Source organism: Bacillus sp. R86525 (assembly GCF_042466195.1).
Classification (GTDB): Bacteria; Bacillota; Bacilli; order Bacillales; family Bacillaceae_G; genus Bacillus_A; species Bacillus_A nitratireducens.
The window spans coordinates 3,178,030-3,190,959 of sequence record NZ_JAXHPX010000007.1 but is presented as its reverse complement, the minus strand read 5'-3'; the positions used below and the strand labels follow the sequence as shown (position 1 = coordinate 3,190,959).

Annotated in this window: 25 protein-coding genes and 1 pseudogene; 21 read left to right on the top strand and 5 right to left on the bottom strand. The window is 34.7% G+C overall.

Annotated elements, in window-relative coordinates:
• Positions 1–21 precede the first annotated feature (21 nt).
• Complete coding sequence (locus SJY24_RS19095) at positions 22–657, top strand: phosphatase PAP2 family protein (protein ID WP_377865797.1); 636 nt, start codon at positions 22–24, stop codon at positions 655–657.
• Here the strand turns inward: SJY24_RS19095 and SJY24_RS19090 are convergent.
• The 5 genes from SJY24_RS19090 to SJY24_RS19070 all read right to left on the bottom strand — a co-directional run bounded on the left by SJY24_RS19090 (position 647) and on the right by SJY24_RS19070 (position 4,471).
• Entirely contained in the window at positions 647–1,528 is an 882-nt protein-coding gene (locus SJY24_RS19090; RefSeq protein WP_212090752.1) for a cation diffusion facilitator family transporter, read from the bottom strand. The two genes, SJY24_RS19095 and SJY24_RS19090, sit on opposite strands and share 11 nt — an antisense overlap.
• A gap of 422 nt (positions 1,529–1,950) precedes the next feature.
• Entirely contained in the window at positions 1,951–2,265 is a 315-nt protein-coding gene (locus SJY24_RS19085) for a thioredoxin family protein (RefSeq protein WP_001206934.1), read from the bottom strand.
• 79 nt (positions 2,266–2,344) lie between these two features.
• A complete protein-coding gene (locus SJY24_RS19080; protein WP_016079299.1) occupies positions 2,345–3,463 on the bottom strand; it encodes a site-specific integrase in 1,119 nt (372 codons plus the stop codon).
• Positions 3,460–3,954: an ImmA/IrrE family metallo-endopeptidase gene (locus tag SJY24_RS19075; protein ID WP_229165419.1), complete on the bottom strand. Its 495-nt coding sequence runs from the start codon at positions 3,952–3,954 to the stop codon at positions 3,460–3,462. Before SJY24_RS19075 ends, SJY24_RS19080 begins: the two co-directional genes overlap by 4 nt.
• A 112-nt stretch (positions 3,955–4,066) precedes the next feature.
• Positions 4,067–4,471, bottom strand: coding sequence for a helix-turn-helix domain-containing protein (locus tag SJY24_RS19070; RefSeq protein ID WP_016079301.1), 405 nt, complete (start codon positions 4,469–4,471; stop codon positions 4,067–4,069).
• Positions 4,472–4,664: 193 nt separating this feature from the next.
• Between SJY24_RS19070 and SJY24_RS19065 the strand changes: the two genes are divergently transcribed.
• The 20 genes and pseudogenes from SJY24_RS19065 (at position 4,665) to SJY24_RS18970 (ending at position 12,912) form a co-directional block, all read left to right on the top strand.
• Positions 4,665–4,919 (top strand): helix-turn-helix domain-containing protein, encoded by a 255-nt coding sequence (locus tag SJY24_RS19065; RefSeq protein WP_016079302.1) that lies wholly within the window; start codon positions 4,665–4,667, stop codon positions 4,917–4,919.
• Between the two features lie 29 nt (positions 4,920–4,948).
• A complete protein-coding gene (locus SJY24_RS19060) occupies positions 4,949–5,122 on the top strand; it encodes a hypothetical protein (RefSeq protein WP_016079303.1) in 174 nt (57 codons plus the stop codon).
• A 4-nt stretch (positions 5,123–5,126) separates the two neighbouring features.
• Positions 5,127–5,402: a helix-turn-helix domain-containing protein gene (locus SJY24_RS19055; RefSeq protein WP_016079304.1), complete on the top strand. Its 276-nt coding sequence runs from the start codon at positions 5,127–5,129 to the stop codon at positions 5,400–5,402.
• A 10-nt stretch (positions 5,403–5,412) separates the two neighbouring features.
• A pseudogene (locus SJY24_RS19050) lies at positions 5,413–5,679 on the top strand (helix-turn-helix domain-containing protein).
• Positions 5,679–5,843: a hypothetical protein gene (locus SJY24_RS19045; protein ID WP_016079306.1), complete on the top strand. Its 165-nt coding sequence runs from the start codon at positions 5,679–5,681 to the stop codon at positions 5,841–5,843. The pseudogene SJY24_RS19050 and the gene SJY24_RS19045 overlap by 1 nt, the downstream one beginning before the upstream one ends.
• A 29-nt stretch (positions 5,844–5,872) precedes the next feature.
• The gene (locus tag SJY24_RS19040; RefSeq protein ID WP_016079307.1) at positions 5,873–6,067 is read left to right on the top strand and encodes a hypothetical protein; all 195 of its coding nucleotides are present in this window, start codon (positions 5,873–5,875) and stop codon (positions 6,065–6,067) included.
• A complete protein-coding gene (locus tag SJY24_RS19035) occupies positions 6,055–6,918 on the top strand; it encodes a phage replisome organizer N-terminal domain-containing protein (protein WP_016079308.1) in 864 nt (287 codons plus the stop codon). Before SJY24_RS19040 ends, SJY24_RS19035 begins: the two co-directional genes overlap by 13 nt.
• Positions 6,860–7,723: an ATP-binding protein gene (locus SJY24_RS19030; RefSeq protein WP_016079309.1), complete on the top strand. Its 864-nt coding sequence runs from the start codon at positions 6,860–6,862 to the stop codon at positions 7,721–7,723. The genes SJY24_RS19035 and SJY24_RS19030 overlap by 59 nt, the downstream gene beginning before the upstream one ends.
• A gap of 2 nt (positions 7,724–7,725) precedes the next feature.
• The gene (locus SJY24_RS19025; RefSeq protein ID WP_016079310.1) at positions 7,726–7,920 is read left to right on the top strand and encodes a hypothetical protein; all 195 of its coding nucleotides are present in this window, start codon (positions 7,726–7,728) and stop codon (positions 7,918–7,920) included.
• Positions 7,921–7,936: 16 nt separating this feature from the next.
• Positions 7,937–8,215, top strand: coding sequence for an AbrB/MazE/SpoVT family DNA-binding domain-containing protein (locus tag SJY24_RS19020; protein ID WP_016079311.1), 279 nt, complete (start codon positions 7,937–7,939; stop codon positions 8,213–8,215).
• On the top strand, positions 8,208–8,567 hold the full coding sequence (locus tag SJY24_RS19015) for a hypothetical protein (RefSeq protein WP_016079312.1): 360 nt from the start codon (positions 8,208–8,210) through the stop codon (positions 8,565–8,567). Before SJY24_RS19020 ends, SJY24_RS19015 begins: the two co-directional genes overlap by 8 nt.
• 18 nt (positions 8,568–8,585) lie before the next feature.
• Positions 8,586–8,753, top strand: a complete 168-nt coding sequence (locus SJY24_RS19010; RefSeq protein ID WP_016079313.1) for a DUF3954 domain-containing protein — start codon at positions 8,586–8,588, stop codon at positions 8,751–8,753.
• 25 nt (positions 8,754–8,778) lie between these two features.
• Entirely contained in the window at positions 8,779–9,030 is a 252-nt protein-coding gene (locus SJY24_RS19005; protein WP_016129320.1) for a hypothetical protein, read from the top strand.
• Positions 9,031–9,049: 19 nt separating this feature from the next.
• Positions 9,050–9,559, top strand: a complete 510-nt coding sequence (locus tag SJY24_RS19000) for a dUTP diphosphatase (RefSeq protein ID WP_016129321.1) — start codon at positions 9,050–9,052, stop codon at positions 9,557–9,559.
• Positions 9,560–9,562: 3 nt separating this feature from the next.
• Positions 9,563–10,039 carry a hypothetical protein gene (locus SJY24_RS18995; RefSeq protein ID WP_088009821.1) on the top strand — a complete coding sequence of 159 codons (477 nt, stop codon included), beginning with the start codon at positions 9,563–9,565 and terminating at the stop codon, positions 10,037–10,039.
• A 25-nt stretch (positions 10,040–10,064) separates the two neighbouring features.
• Positions 10,065–10,355 carry a hypothetical protein gene (locus tag SJY24_RS18990; RefSeq protein ID WP_257149337.1) on the top strand — a complete coding sequence of 97 codons (291 nt, stop codon included), beginning with the start codon at positions 10,065–10,067 and terminating at the stop codon, positions 10,353–10,355.
• A gap of 1,603 nt (positions 10,356–11,958) precedes the next feature.
• Complete coding sequence (locus tag SJY24_RS18985) at positions 11,959–12,195, top strand: hypothetical protein (protein ID WP_088009819.1); 237 nt, start codon at positions 11,959–11,961, stop codon at positions 12,193–12,195.
• A 112-nt stretch (positions 12,196–12,307) separates the two neighbouring features.
• Positions 12,308–12,460 carry a hypothetical protein gene (locus SJY24_RS18980; protein WP_179884723.1) on the top strand — a complete coding sequence of 51 codons (153 nt, stop codon included), beginning with the start codon at positions 12,308–12,310 and terminating at the stop codon, positions 12,458–12,460.
• A gap of 45 nt (positions 12,461–12,505) precedes the next feature.
• The gene (locus SJY24_RS18975) at positions 12,506–12,628 is read left to right on the top strand and encodes a DUF3983 domain-containing protein (RefSeq protein WP_002010097.1); all 123 of its coding nucleotides are present in this window, start codon (positions 12,506–12,508) and stop codon (positions 12,626–12,628) included.
• A gap of 113 nt (positions 12,629–12,741) precedes the next feature.
• On the top strand, positions 12,742–12,912 hold the full coding sequence (locus SJY24_RS18970) for a hypothetical protein (protein WP_088009818.1): 171 nt from the start codon (positions 12,742–12,744) through the stop codon (positions 12,910–12,912).
• Positions 12,913–12,930 lie beyond the last annotated feature (18 nt).

Below are 12,930 nucleotides of genomic sequence, written 5' to 3'. Positions count from 1 at the left end.
TTGCATAGTGAGGTTATGTATGTGAAACGATATCGACATTTATACTTGTTAAGTTTTACGCTACTCATTTGTTTTGTCGTATTATCACTTTCGTATCATACCGCTTGTATTGAGAAATTTGACAATATAGTCGCGCATTTTATTCAAAGTTTTCGAAACGATTACTTGACAGTCTACTTTACTTGGGTGTCTTTTATCGGTTCCAAAAGAATATATTTTCCTTTACTCATTATTTTTGTAATGTATTTTCTCGTTAGAAAAAAGTTGCTTAGTGCATTACTTCTAACAATTAATTATTATGGATCTCGTTATTTAAACAGTATGCTTAAACTATGGTACGAACGAGCAAGACCTGATGTAACGCAGCTTGTTACGGCAACTGGATATAGCTTTCCGAGCGGGCATACGATGAATGCTACTGCTTTTTTAGGATTTATTGCATACGTCACAATTACAGAAGATCGTATTTCATTGCATAAAAAGTTGCTGATTATTTTTATAGCGAGCTTCGTTGTATTATCTATTTCAGTTAGCCGAATTTATCTTGGCGTGCACTATCCATCTGATATATTGGCCGGATGGGCAGCGGGCGGTAGCTGGCTCGTTTTATGTGTTATATTTCATAAGGCGTTCATCAAAAAAGAACCTATGTCATAATAGGTTCTTTTTGCATGGGCTCCACATGAATATGAGCATGGTATATTCCGAATTTCTTTCGAAGCATTTCCTCAATATTGTCAGTGATACAATGGCTTTCGCGTACATCCATTCGAGCATCAACTTCAATTGTAATATCTACATACGTTTGATTTCCATACATACGAGCGCGAATATCTACAATATGTTCTACACCTGAAATATGCCCGATAGCATCAGCATATTCATCCATTTTTTCAGGGTCAATTCCATCTGTTAGCATATGAGAAGCTTCTACGAAAATTTCCCATGCGGTTTTACAAATAATAAGACCGACAATTAAAGCGGCAATAGGGTCTAAAATAGGCATTTGGAACTGTGATCCGACTATACCTATTACTGTACCAATACTTACGAGTGCATCTGATAAATTATCTTTTGCAGCGGCTTCTAACGATTTACTCTTTGTTTGAATCGCAATCTTTTTCGTATATTTATATACGAAATACATTACGACGGCAGAAAATAAAGCAACCCACGCAGCGAGTACATTAGGCGCTGCTTGTTTCGGATTTAAAAACGATTGAATTGCACTAATCACAACTTCTAATCCGACCGTTGCCATAATAAAAGAAGCAACAAGTGATGCGATTTGTTCTGCACGCGAATGCCCATATGGATGATCTGGGTCGCGAGGCTTACGAGAAATTTTCAGGCCAATTAATATTGCTAAAGAAGCACCAATATCCGTTAAGTTATTCAATCCATCAGCACGTAATGCGCTAGAGAGGGTAATATAACTGATGATAATTTTCAAAGAGGATAAAAATATGTAGGCCATAATGCTGACAATAGCACCTTTATCAGCTTCTTTATGAGAAAGAGAATCCATTTTAATCACTCACCTTCCTATAAGGAATTTCTTTCTATACATAGAGTATCAAACGAAACTCGTGTGGGTCTATACAAACATTGTTGACGTTTTATAGCTTTTTAAGAAGGGGATAACAAAGTTTCGTGAAGGAAAAAAATGTTGAAAAGTACAAAGCGGAAAATTGTTTAATCCATTAACGATGATTATGGTATAGGAGAAGGTGGCGTGAACAATGATTCGCATAATTCCATTCATATATATTTCACAAAATGACTCTTCGTAATTCCTCGTGGGAGTAATATATAAGAAATGATAAAAAAATTAGTGGATAAGAAGAGGAGAATAATATAAAAATGTTCATTTTCTATAAAGAGAAAAATACAAAGAGCATTTTGAAAACGAAAAAACCTCTGAAAATATTTTCAGAGGTTTTTCGTTTCTTAGTATGCTTCTAAAAACTCAGTAACTTGCTCTTCAGTTTTTGCGTTAGCACTATGTAAGTGGCCAAGCTTCTCGCCATTTTGATATACAAGCAGGCTTGGAATACCCATTACTTGATATTCTTCCGCGATACTTGGGAACTCATCTTTATTAATAGAATACCATTCAAACTTATTGAACTCTTCCATTACATCTCCGATAAAGTTGTCCATACGCACGCAATCCGGGCACCATGTAGTAAAGAACTTAACAACTACTGGCTCCTCGCTCGCGATGATGTCTTTGAATTCCTTGTCAGACTTGATTTCTCTCATGTTTTTGACTCCTCTCAATGTCACACGGATAAGCTAGTATTTTTATGCAAAATCCGTAATTGCAAACATTTTGCAAACATTAGTGTTTTTGAAATAGATTGTTTGCAAAATCTTCGACTGCTTTTTCTTGTAGGCCTGGTACAACATGTGAGTAGGTGTCCAATGTGATACCTACTCTTTTATGTCCTAATCGTTCACTAACAATCTTCGGGTGAATACCTTGTTTCAACATTAATGTTGCATGAGTATGCCTTAGATCGTGGAATCGAATATCAGGAACCTCACTTTTCTTTATAAGCTTTTTCCAGAGCTGTGTCAAACTTCTGAAATTGCAGGGGTTACCATTATAGGTTGGGCAAACTAAATCATAATTATTATATCCATCGCCATACCGTTCTTTTTCTTCATTTATCTTCTGAAGATGTTCTTGAAGAGCCAGCAGAGTAATTTCAGGTAAAACAATTAATCTTTTTCCTGAAGATGTTTTAGGCTCATGAAACTCTTTGGTTATATGCGAGAGGGAACGATTAACAGATAAGGTACGTCTGTCAAAATAAATATCCTTCCATTGGAGCCCTAAGATTTCACCTTTACGCATGCCACAAGTGATAGCAAGTAAATAAGCAATGTAATAGCGGCTTTCTTTTGCGTAATCAAGAAATCGAAGTACTTCTTCTTCAGTCCATGTATTTACCGTTTTGGCATCGGCACCAGCTGTGGGGGGGCTAATTACGTCAGCGACATTTCTTTTTACAATCTCATGTCGTACAGCGTAGGCAAGAGCCGTTCTAACAATTTGATGAATACTGCGAACTGTGACAGGTTTCATAGATTCTGATAAATCACCATAGAACTTTTCAAGATCTACACCTTTTAACTTTTGAATTGGAATGTTTCCGAGTTTTGGTATAATATGATTGTTTATATGTTTTCGATAGTTGTAGTGTGTGGTTTCTCGAAGATTTATCTTCCTCGCTTCAAGGTATTGAAGGAAAAACTCACGTACTCTCATTTTTGTGGGCTCAATATATGAGCCTTCTTCTATTTCTACGATTCTTTTAGCCATGTCGGCTTGTGCTTCTTTTTTCGTTTTATATCCAGAAAACCATTTCTGTCTTCGTTTCCCTGTCTCTGGATCAGGGCCAATGTCTATTATTATTGCCCACTTTGAACCTCTTTTTCGAATATGTCCTTTCATGTTAAACACTCCTTGATTTGTATTTTCATTTGAATTTGTGTAAGACGCTGTTTACATAATTCAGGAGTAACTTGAAACACTTCAGACATATCAGCGACCATAGTATCCTTTGTAGGATTAATATATTTTAGCATATGGAAGGGGATAGCTGCATATTTGGTAAAACGTACCGCATCCCATTCTTGCAACTCACGAAAAGCACGGGGCATTATTCCTTGTATACCAACATGTCGCATGATATGACATAATTCATGGAAAAAGATTTCTCGTTGTTTTTCTATAGGGAGACGGGCATCGAGAACAATCATCTTTATAAGGTCGTTCGCTATGTAATATGAATTGATATTTTCTTTCAAAAGTATGATATTGCATTTATGTGCGATTTTATCAATACATAAATCACTTGGTGTTCGTATATCGAGATTTTGATAAAACGCCGTAATCCAATCTTCTAGTAGAGTAGTTTGGTATGAAAAATTCAAGTAGTTCACCTCGTTGTTAAAAATAGGAACGTTTGTTCTTATTTTACTGTAAAAATAAAAGCCCGTGAAGTGGGCTTTTATTGATTAGTATAAAATTCATTAAAACTTCCATTTATATATCCTATTTTCTACGTTTCTCCGCTAATTCTACCACCATATCGAAATGACGTTTAATCATTTCAACATCCTCTGGAGAAAGGTTCTTCCACTTTTCTATTTCGAAGAATCCCATGTCGTTTATGCCAAGTTGTTTAACGTGCCTAGAAATTTCATTAAGGGAATCATAGTGCTTTTCATTTGCTGAAAAAGTTGGTATCTCTTCTTCCTCACCAGTAATTATAAAATGTGTTGAACAACCTAAAATGCCTGATAAAACAACTATGTCATCAGGATCAGGATATGTGTACTCTCTTTCCCAGTTGGAAATTACTTGAGGTGATACTTTCATGTGAATAGCTAATTCTTTTTGAGTCTTATTTATTCGTTTTCTTCCCTCACGAATTCTTTCTCCAATTCCGTTTTTCAAGATAGTTCACCTCTCTATGCTTTGTATATGAATAACTGTATAAGTTAGTTAGTAACACACCAATACATTAATTTTAACTAAAATTAACGGATTTCGATACATAACTAACGGAATTTGAGAAAATAATAAAAAAAGAAATTGACTATAACGGAAAACGTTAGTATATTAAATATAACGGAAAACGTTATTTAAGGTGGTGTTTAAGATATTAGTTATAGAAAATGTAGAAAAGATTCGAAAGGCAAGAAGGGTTACTAAGACTTTTATAGCGAATAAAACTGGCCTATCTCTTCAAGGGTATAGACATATTGTAAACAAAGATGTTCGTTTAGATGTAGAAAGGTTAAAGAAAATATCGGGCGCTTTAAATGTACCAATATGTATTTTTTTTGATGATAAACTAACGGAATCCGTTATAAAAGAGATGGAAAACAAATTTGTAAATTAACACTTATCTATGAAAGGGGAGCTAACTTTATGAATCAATTCCAAGAATGGTATCGCATTATACATCTTCAAATGAAATTAATGGATATTACCTACGCGTTAGACAATGATCCAAATTATAAAAAAGAAGATGCAGTCCAGGAGTTGTTGGAATTGATACAAAACTTAGACTGTGAAAAGCCATATATTCAAGAAATGAGGTGAATGAATGACCATCGAAGAACAAATCCAACAAGCAGTAACAAAAGCGATTCAACCATTAATAGAACTTCTTCAAAATCAGCAGTCAAAAGTCGTTAATCAAAAGCCGTTACTTACATTAGAAGAAGCGATGGAGATTCTGGGTGTCGGTAAGAACAGAATGTATGAAATTGTTAAAACTGATGGATTCCCGGCATTTAGGGAAGGGAAACGGTGGATGATCATTACTCATAAATTTTATGAGTGGATTGAACAGCAAGCAGAAAATACAGAAATGATGTAGGGGTGTATTTATGAACTTAGAAGAATCGTTAAAAGAAATTATTCGTGAGGTTGTGAGGGAAGAAATTAGATTAGCGCTCGCTGAATTCCAACAACAATCACAACCAAACAAAGTAATGCGAGTGAAGGAGGCAGCTGCTTATCTCAACATCGCAGTTTGCAGAATGTATGAATAAGCGAATCACCCGCAATTTCCAGTGATTAGGGAAGGCCGCAAACTACTTTTTCTGCAAAAGGATTTGGAAGCATGGCTTGAAACACAAAAGGAGGTGATTTAGTGGAAGATACAACATCGTTAGTTGTATTCGCAATGTTTATCGTATTCAGCGTATGGTTACTTTACATTACTTATGAACCAATTAAACAATGGGCTTGGAGTGACGTAGAACAAAATAAAAGACCCACGGCAATGGGTCCTTTTGAAAAAAATAAGTTGTTATAAGTATACCACGGGAAGTAGGGAAATAGTACATGGATTTAATTGAATATCAAGTGCTATTACCTAATAAGTTCTGGGACTTAGCAAATAGCAAAGATGAATTAAAACAAATGATTGAACAATATTTCAGTGTTGGGTATCCACATTATGAAATTCAACGAATTATAAAAAATGGACAAGCATATGTAGCAGTTTGTATAAGGAGGAAAGGACTATGTCTGAAGTAAAAGTGAAGTGGATTAAACTTTCAACAACAATGTTTGAGGATGAAAAAATCCGTCTAATTGAGAGCATGCCTGAAGCTGATACATTATTAATCATTTGGATTAAGATGTTAGCTCAAGCTGGTAAAACAAATGCAAGTGGGTATATTTTTTTAAACGAAAATATCCCATATACGGAAGATATGCTAGCAACACTTTTTAATAGACCCCTAAATACAGTTCGAATGGCACTAAATGTATTTCAAAAATTCGGGATGATTGATATTGACGATAATCATTACATCAATGTCATTAATTGGGGAACCCATCAAAATCTAGATCGTTTAGAAAAGATTAAGGAAGACACTAGAAAACGTGTAGCCGCACACCGAGAAAGAAAAAAACAACAAACACTTAGTTGTAACGTTACATGTAACGATGGCGTAACGGACATAGATAAAGATTTAGATAAAGATATAGATAAAGATATAAAAGAAGAAAATAGTCCTGAAAAATCTCAGGACAACGCTCAATCTATTCCGTATCAAGAGATTATGGATTACCTCAATATGAACGCAAATACCAATTATAAACATACATCTAAAAAAACACAGGATCTAATTAAAGCGAGATGGAAAGAAGGGTTCGGATTAACTCATTTCCAACAGGTAATTGAAATCAAGACTTCACAATGGATTGATAATACAGAAATGAGGGGCTATTTGAGACCTATCACATTATTTGGAACTAAATTCGAAAGTTATTTAAATGAAAAACCTGTACAACGAAAAGGAACATTTAAAGGAGGACCAATTAATGCAAGCAATCAAAAAGATAGTAGCTTCATCGACAAATACGACTTCAAGAAACGCTAGTCAAAGATATGTATTATCTCCTAATAGATGCACGAATGTCTTTTTAGTAGGGAAAGAAAAATTTAAAGACGTTTGCAGTAAACGCATGTTGATAGATATAGAAACAAATGAGGAATTTTGTCCTCAATGTAGATTGGTAGAAAAAGAAGATCAGAAATTGGCTATAGAGACACTAGCTATAAAAAAGAAAAATGAGATCATTCATTTATATGATTCATTTGCAGATAACAGTTTAATAAATGACAAACTCAAAAAAGCCACATTTGAAAATTATGTACCACCTAAAAAGGAATTGGCTGATGCGAAAGAAATGATTATGAATTTTGTTACTTCATTCAATAAAGAAGAACCAACAAGCATGATTATTACAGGTGATTACGGAGTAGGAAAAAGTCATTTGTGTGTGGCAGCCACTAAAGAACTTATGAAAAAGGGTCACAGTGCAATGTTTATTCAAATGAATAAGCTATTTACTAAAATCAAATCAACTTGGAATAAAAACAGTGAAATGACAGAGGACAAGCTTATGTCCCTTCTAGCAAAAGTTGATGTCTTGATTATCGATGACTTTGGAGCGGAATTCACAGAGAAAGATAAAGAAGGCGTTACATGGAAGCAAACGAAGACAAACGAAATCGTAGATAGCCGTATAGGTAAAAGCACGTTATTTACTACCAATTTTACAATCGGTGAATTAGCAGGAATGTATGGAGAACGTGATTTTAGTCGGATGATGGAAAACGCTGAAATGTTAGAAATGCATGGTGATAATTATAGATTACGCAATTTCAAAAAGGAGGAATAAGCATGTGTGTATTATGCCGTAATACAGGAATCATTCGTAAAGAAACTTATCCGGGTGTAATTGAAACGAACGGTTGTAATTGTGAAGTAGCTAAGCAACAGCAAGCAGAAAATGATAAGCGTTGGCAAGCATGGTTAATAAAATTCGAATCAATGAAACAAGAGTTACAACGTAATAAACAACAAAAAGTTAGTTAACAAGGGGGAGCAAGTGATGAAAAACACAGGTGTTGCAAGAAAAGTGGACGAGCTAGGGCGTGTAGTAATTCCAGTAGAGTTACGCAGAACTTTGGGGATTGCTGAAGGTACAGCATTAGACTTTCATGTTGAAGGGGAAAACATCGTTTTAAGAAAACAAGAAAAGTCATGCTTTGTAACGGGTGAAGTTTCTGAATCAAACATGGAATTACTGGGCGGTCGAATGTTTTTGAGCAAGGAAGGCGTAAGGGAATTGTTGGACATTCTTCAAAAGAGTGAGAAGGCTCATGCCTAAGCAATTAAATATTTTCGATGTAGAGCCAGCAATTTGTGAGTTTGATGTAATGAAAGCCAATGTTAAGAAAGGAACTGGACGCAATACATACGCTGATGTACGCGTCCAAGTTCCAAAGAATGCAAAGTGTACGGATGAGTTACCACGCACAACTAAACAAGATGATCGTTATGACATCTTTGAACAATATGTAATGGCAATATGGAGATTTCAAAGAGCCGTAGATAAGTTTTTCAATTGGGATACAGCTGAAGAATTGTGTAAGGCAGCAAGGGATAAAAAAGAAATAATTCCGGTACGAATTTACTTAGGAAGTGGATTCAAACCTGATGTTGTCGAGTACATGCGGTAGTAAAAGGGAGATGGACATATGAAAAAAATGGAAATTGATGTTAGCAGCAACAAACTTTATATAGTCAAGGACGGGAATGTTACGGCAGTTAATCCGCCAATCAGTGGATTCGGTGAGCAAGTCGCTGTATGGGTTAACGGTAAAGTGGATCGAGTGGATACTAAGTTTACTGAAAAGATAAAATAATCATTTTTAGAAGGTGGGTTCGCTTATGAGTGTGGCAATAAATCATGAAGCGATGAAGGAATCAAGGTTAAAGATATACATCGCTTTAGAAGAAGCTAACTTCATTTGGGATGAAAGAGATGTAGTACGTTTTCGTGAAATGTGGAGTAAAGGTATGAGCTTACCGAAGATGGCAAAAGCGTTAAGGAGACACCAAGCGGAAGTCGCGCTTCTTGTAATAGATCAGGCTGATAAGTACTTAATTGACAATCGTCCGATAGGATTAGGAATTTGCTAAATAGGAAGGGGAAATCAAAATGAATTTAACTAAAATATTCGGAATGCAAAAGGCGTTAGATACAAGAATCGTTAAGGAACATGGATTGGAAGGACAAAATTTATTTTACAATATGATCCTTGCTTTACAGGTTGAAATTGGAGAACTTGCAAATGAAACAAGATGCTTTAAGCATTGGAGTAATAAAGGTCCTAGTGAAAAAGAAGTCATCCTAATGGAATATGTAGACGGGTTGCACTTTATAGCTTCATTAGGGAATGGTATTGGGTTTAATCCTGAAGAATATAGTGTGAAATTGTTTGATCATAAAGCAAATGTATTTAGTGCAAGTACGTTAGTCAATCAATTTAACAATGTATATGAAGCGGTATCGGAATTTCGCGCAACTCAAGATATGGAGCTGTATGAAGAGTTACTATATTCCTTCTTAGGATTAGGTAAGAAATTAGGATTCACATTTGAAGAAATTGAACAAGGCTATTGCAAGAAGAATGAAGTAAACCATCAACGCCAGAATAACGGGTATTAAGCAATGAAAGGTATATGCATAGATGTAGACCATTCAGCGCTACTGGGAATAAATGAAGAATATTTTTTATTCCCAGCAAAGCCTAATCATTACTTTGTCAGCAAATTTGATCGTAAAGAAGCACATTTTGGATGTTACCCGGCAGAGAGATTTCAAGTGGTGGAAAAAGAGGTTTGGGCACCAGAACCGCAAGATAATGCACCTAAATTAGATAAAAGTTTATTGTATAGAGCACAATTGATTTGGCGAACAAAAGGTTATAAAAATAAACCGCTTAAGGATTACATTATAAAGCCTGAAGGTAATCATTGTTTCTTCTGGCATGATCGTGAACGTAAAAAATTATGCGGATGTTTTCCGATACATTGGTTTGCTAATTTTGAGGAATTAGCAACAGAACAAGAAGAAATTAAAGTAACACCAGAGCAGGAATTTGTTTCATTGTTAGAAAGACCTAGTGGGCAACTAGCATTCTTTTAAAATTTGAATTTTGTATAAAAAGGAGATGGTTCGTTTGGGTAATAATCACAAATTTAAAATGTGGGATTGGGACGAAGGGTGTTTTTATGCCATCCCAAAAGAAAACGTTGTAGAAGCGATCTACTTTGCTTGGAATTACGAATTTGATTTGTATGAGATTGAATCAGGCGAAATGATTTTCTCAGGAAATCAAAATAACGAAGAAAACTCAGAAATGTTAGAGCCCTACGGACTACGTGTTATTGATACAGAAAAGTACCGTCAGCTGCAGAACATTGAAACAGGTGAGATTTATAAGGCTGGCTGGGAGAAATAAAGCAATTAAATTTTAACCAAAGCGTTAATTGAAAAAGAAAAAAAGAGCGTACAAATGAGTAGGCTCTTAGAAAGATAGGTTTTATGAGTATTGAATTACCATATACTTTATGTTTCTTTTGCATAATCGTGTAATCAAAATTGAATAAAAAGAGCACATGTTTAAATGCGCTCTGCTCCTTAAAAAGGTGACAACTCACAAGGCCTAATTTGTAAGCTGAATACATGTGCAGCCGATATTAATATATGTATTTTCTCATGAAGGGTGAAAAGAGAGCACCTTTTCAAAGTGCTCTTTGTAATGAGATTCCTATAAGTGAAAAGCTTCCATATCAATAATATATGCTTGTCTTATCTAAAGGTGAAAACTTTTATAAGAATGTTATTTCATAGTAAAAAATCTAAGAGCACGTAGATAACAATGCTCTTAGATTAGAAAGGTAGATTCCTATGCCTGGAGGGTCTCCATACAATAACATATGCTTGTCCGGTTTAAATGTGAAAAAATTTAACAAAATAGTTATTTGACGAAGATGAAGAATGACAATAAATAGAACCTGTTGTTTATAACAGGTTCTAATCAGAGCCATAGGCTCAATTACAGGAACTATAGATCTACTGAGGGGTAGTGTAATTCCTGGTTAATATTAAGGTATGTTAAAAAAAATTAAATATGATTAGTCAAATGATAACTAAACAAAATCCTTATTTTATAAAAAAAAATTTGAGCTTATACGTAAAAATGGCAGGTAATTGACTAGGTTACCTGCCATGTTACTAAACAGTTTGGAGGGTAGCGCTCCGTTTTGAAAGAGTGTAGCTCTGGGAAGCTGACTCGCAGATAGTATGTGTAATGTAAAAAAGCTTATTCGTAATTTAAACAGAAAAAGAGCGCTCGGGAAAGCGCTCTTTGACTAAGATTCAAATCATATTGAGAAGTAAAAACGTAGCAGCAATTTATCTTATGTATGTTTCTAGGATATGTGCAAATTTTAAATGAAATCGTTATTTCATAGAAAGAAAAAGAGCACACATATAAGCATGCTCTTAGATAATTAAGGTTATTTTTATGAGTAGCTAATCCCATGCAATAACATATGCTTGTTCAGTAAAAATGTGAAAAGAATTTTAACAAAAACGCTATTTGGTAGCCAGCTTTAAAAGTAAAAAGAGCTCCGTCTACTGGTCGGAGGCTCTTTTATGGAAATCATTGAGTTGCGGTCACTAATTCAATATATGTATCACTTGTTTTAGTGTGAAAAGTATAATAAAAACCTCACTTGACACAGCAAAACAGCTAGCAAAAGCTAACTGTCTTGTGATTGAACCTTATTTATTTTTTGAAGATTAAGCTATATCTGAAATAACTCATGAGTAGTATGATCAGGTTTTTATAACTTTATTCATAAATTAAATAAAAACTTCAATTTGCACAACAAAGCAGCCAGCTTAATAAGCTAACCGCTTGTTGTACAAAAGAACATTAGGCCTTACAAGCTAGGAATTGTAACTTTAAAGTTACAGTTATAGTATAAACCGAATTGGAAATGTTATACGGAAGTGAATGTAATAAAAATTTCATTTTGTAGAAAAGGGGAATTAGTGTGAACGATTATTATCTTGTTAGAAAAGGGAGATTATGGGTAAGTGATGCAGAGACGACGCATGATGATATGCAAGCCCCATTCGATGTAATTACAGTGTCGGGTGAAAAAAGGTTTGCAAAAAAATTCAAGTCAAAAGCATCAGCGGCATATTGCGCAGAAGTATTAGGATTTATCCTTATTGAAGTAAAGGTTGAGATGAAGGAAACCGAAACTGAAATAGCTAGTTATTCATAATAAAAAGCAGCTAGCAAAAACTAACTGCTCATATAAGGAAAACAGAGAAAGATAACCATGTATCTACAGTATTGACGGAATATTGGGTTTTATACAGGGGGGATAGGGGGAAATGAAATTAAATCAAAACGAATTACTTCAAATATACGAATGGTTTTACTACATCCGATCCACCAACTTTGCACATTTAAGCGATGAGGATAGAAAGTTAGCTACCAAAATTAGAAAAGAAGCTATGCAGCAATGTGGGTTAAAAGATAAGTAATCTTGAACAAAATAATCCTTTGAATAGAAAGTGAGGTTAAGAGAAATGTCTAAATTAAAGAAAAAGAAAACTAGGAAAGCTATTGCTCGACGTGCGAAATCATTTGAAAAATATAGGGTTAAAAATGCTTGGAGAAACATTTTTGTACAGGCTGGTATTTTAAAGTGAAAAGAAACTGAATACAGTCCGGCTAGAAAACTAGAGGACACCAATTTTTAGAGCAGCAATCAAGCTGTTTTAAGAAATGGTGTCCTTTTTATTTTTGAAAGGGGATGTGGGGAATGAAGGTATTAAAAGATCAATTACGTGAATGGAAAAAACAATCTAAGCAAGCAAAAAAGAAGCATAAGAGAAAGCGAAAAGAGAAACTAACGACTCGTGACATTGAAGATTTAATGGGAATTCATGGACCGAGATATGAGCGTAGACGTGGAGCGTTAAGACAAAAGTAATTAAAAATAAAAAGGAGT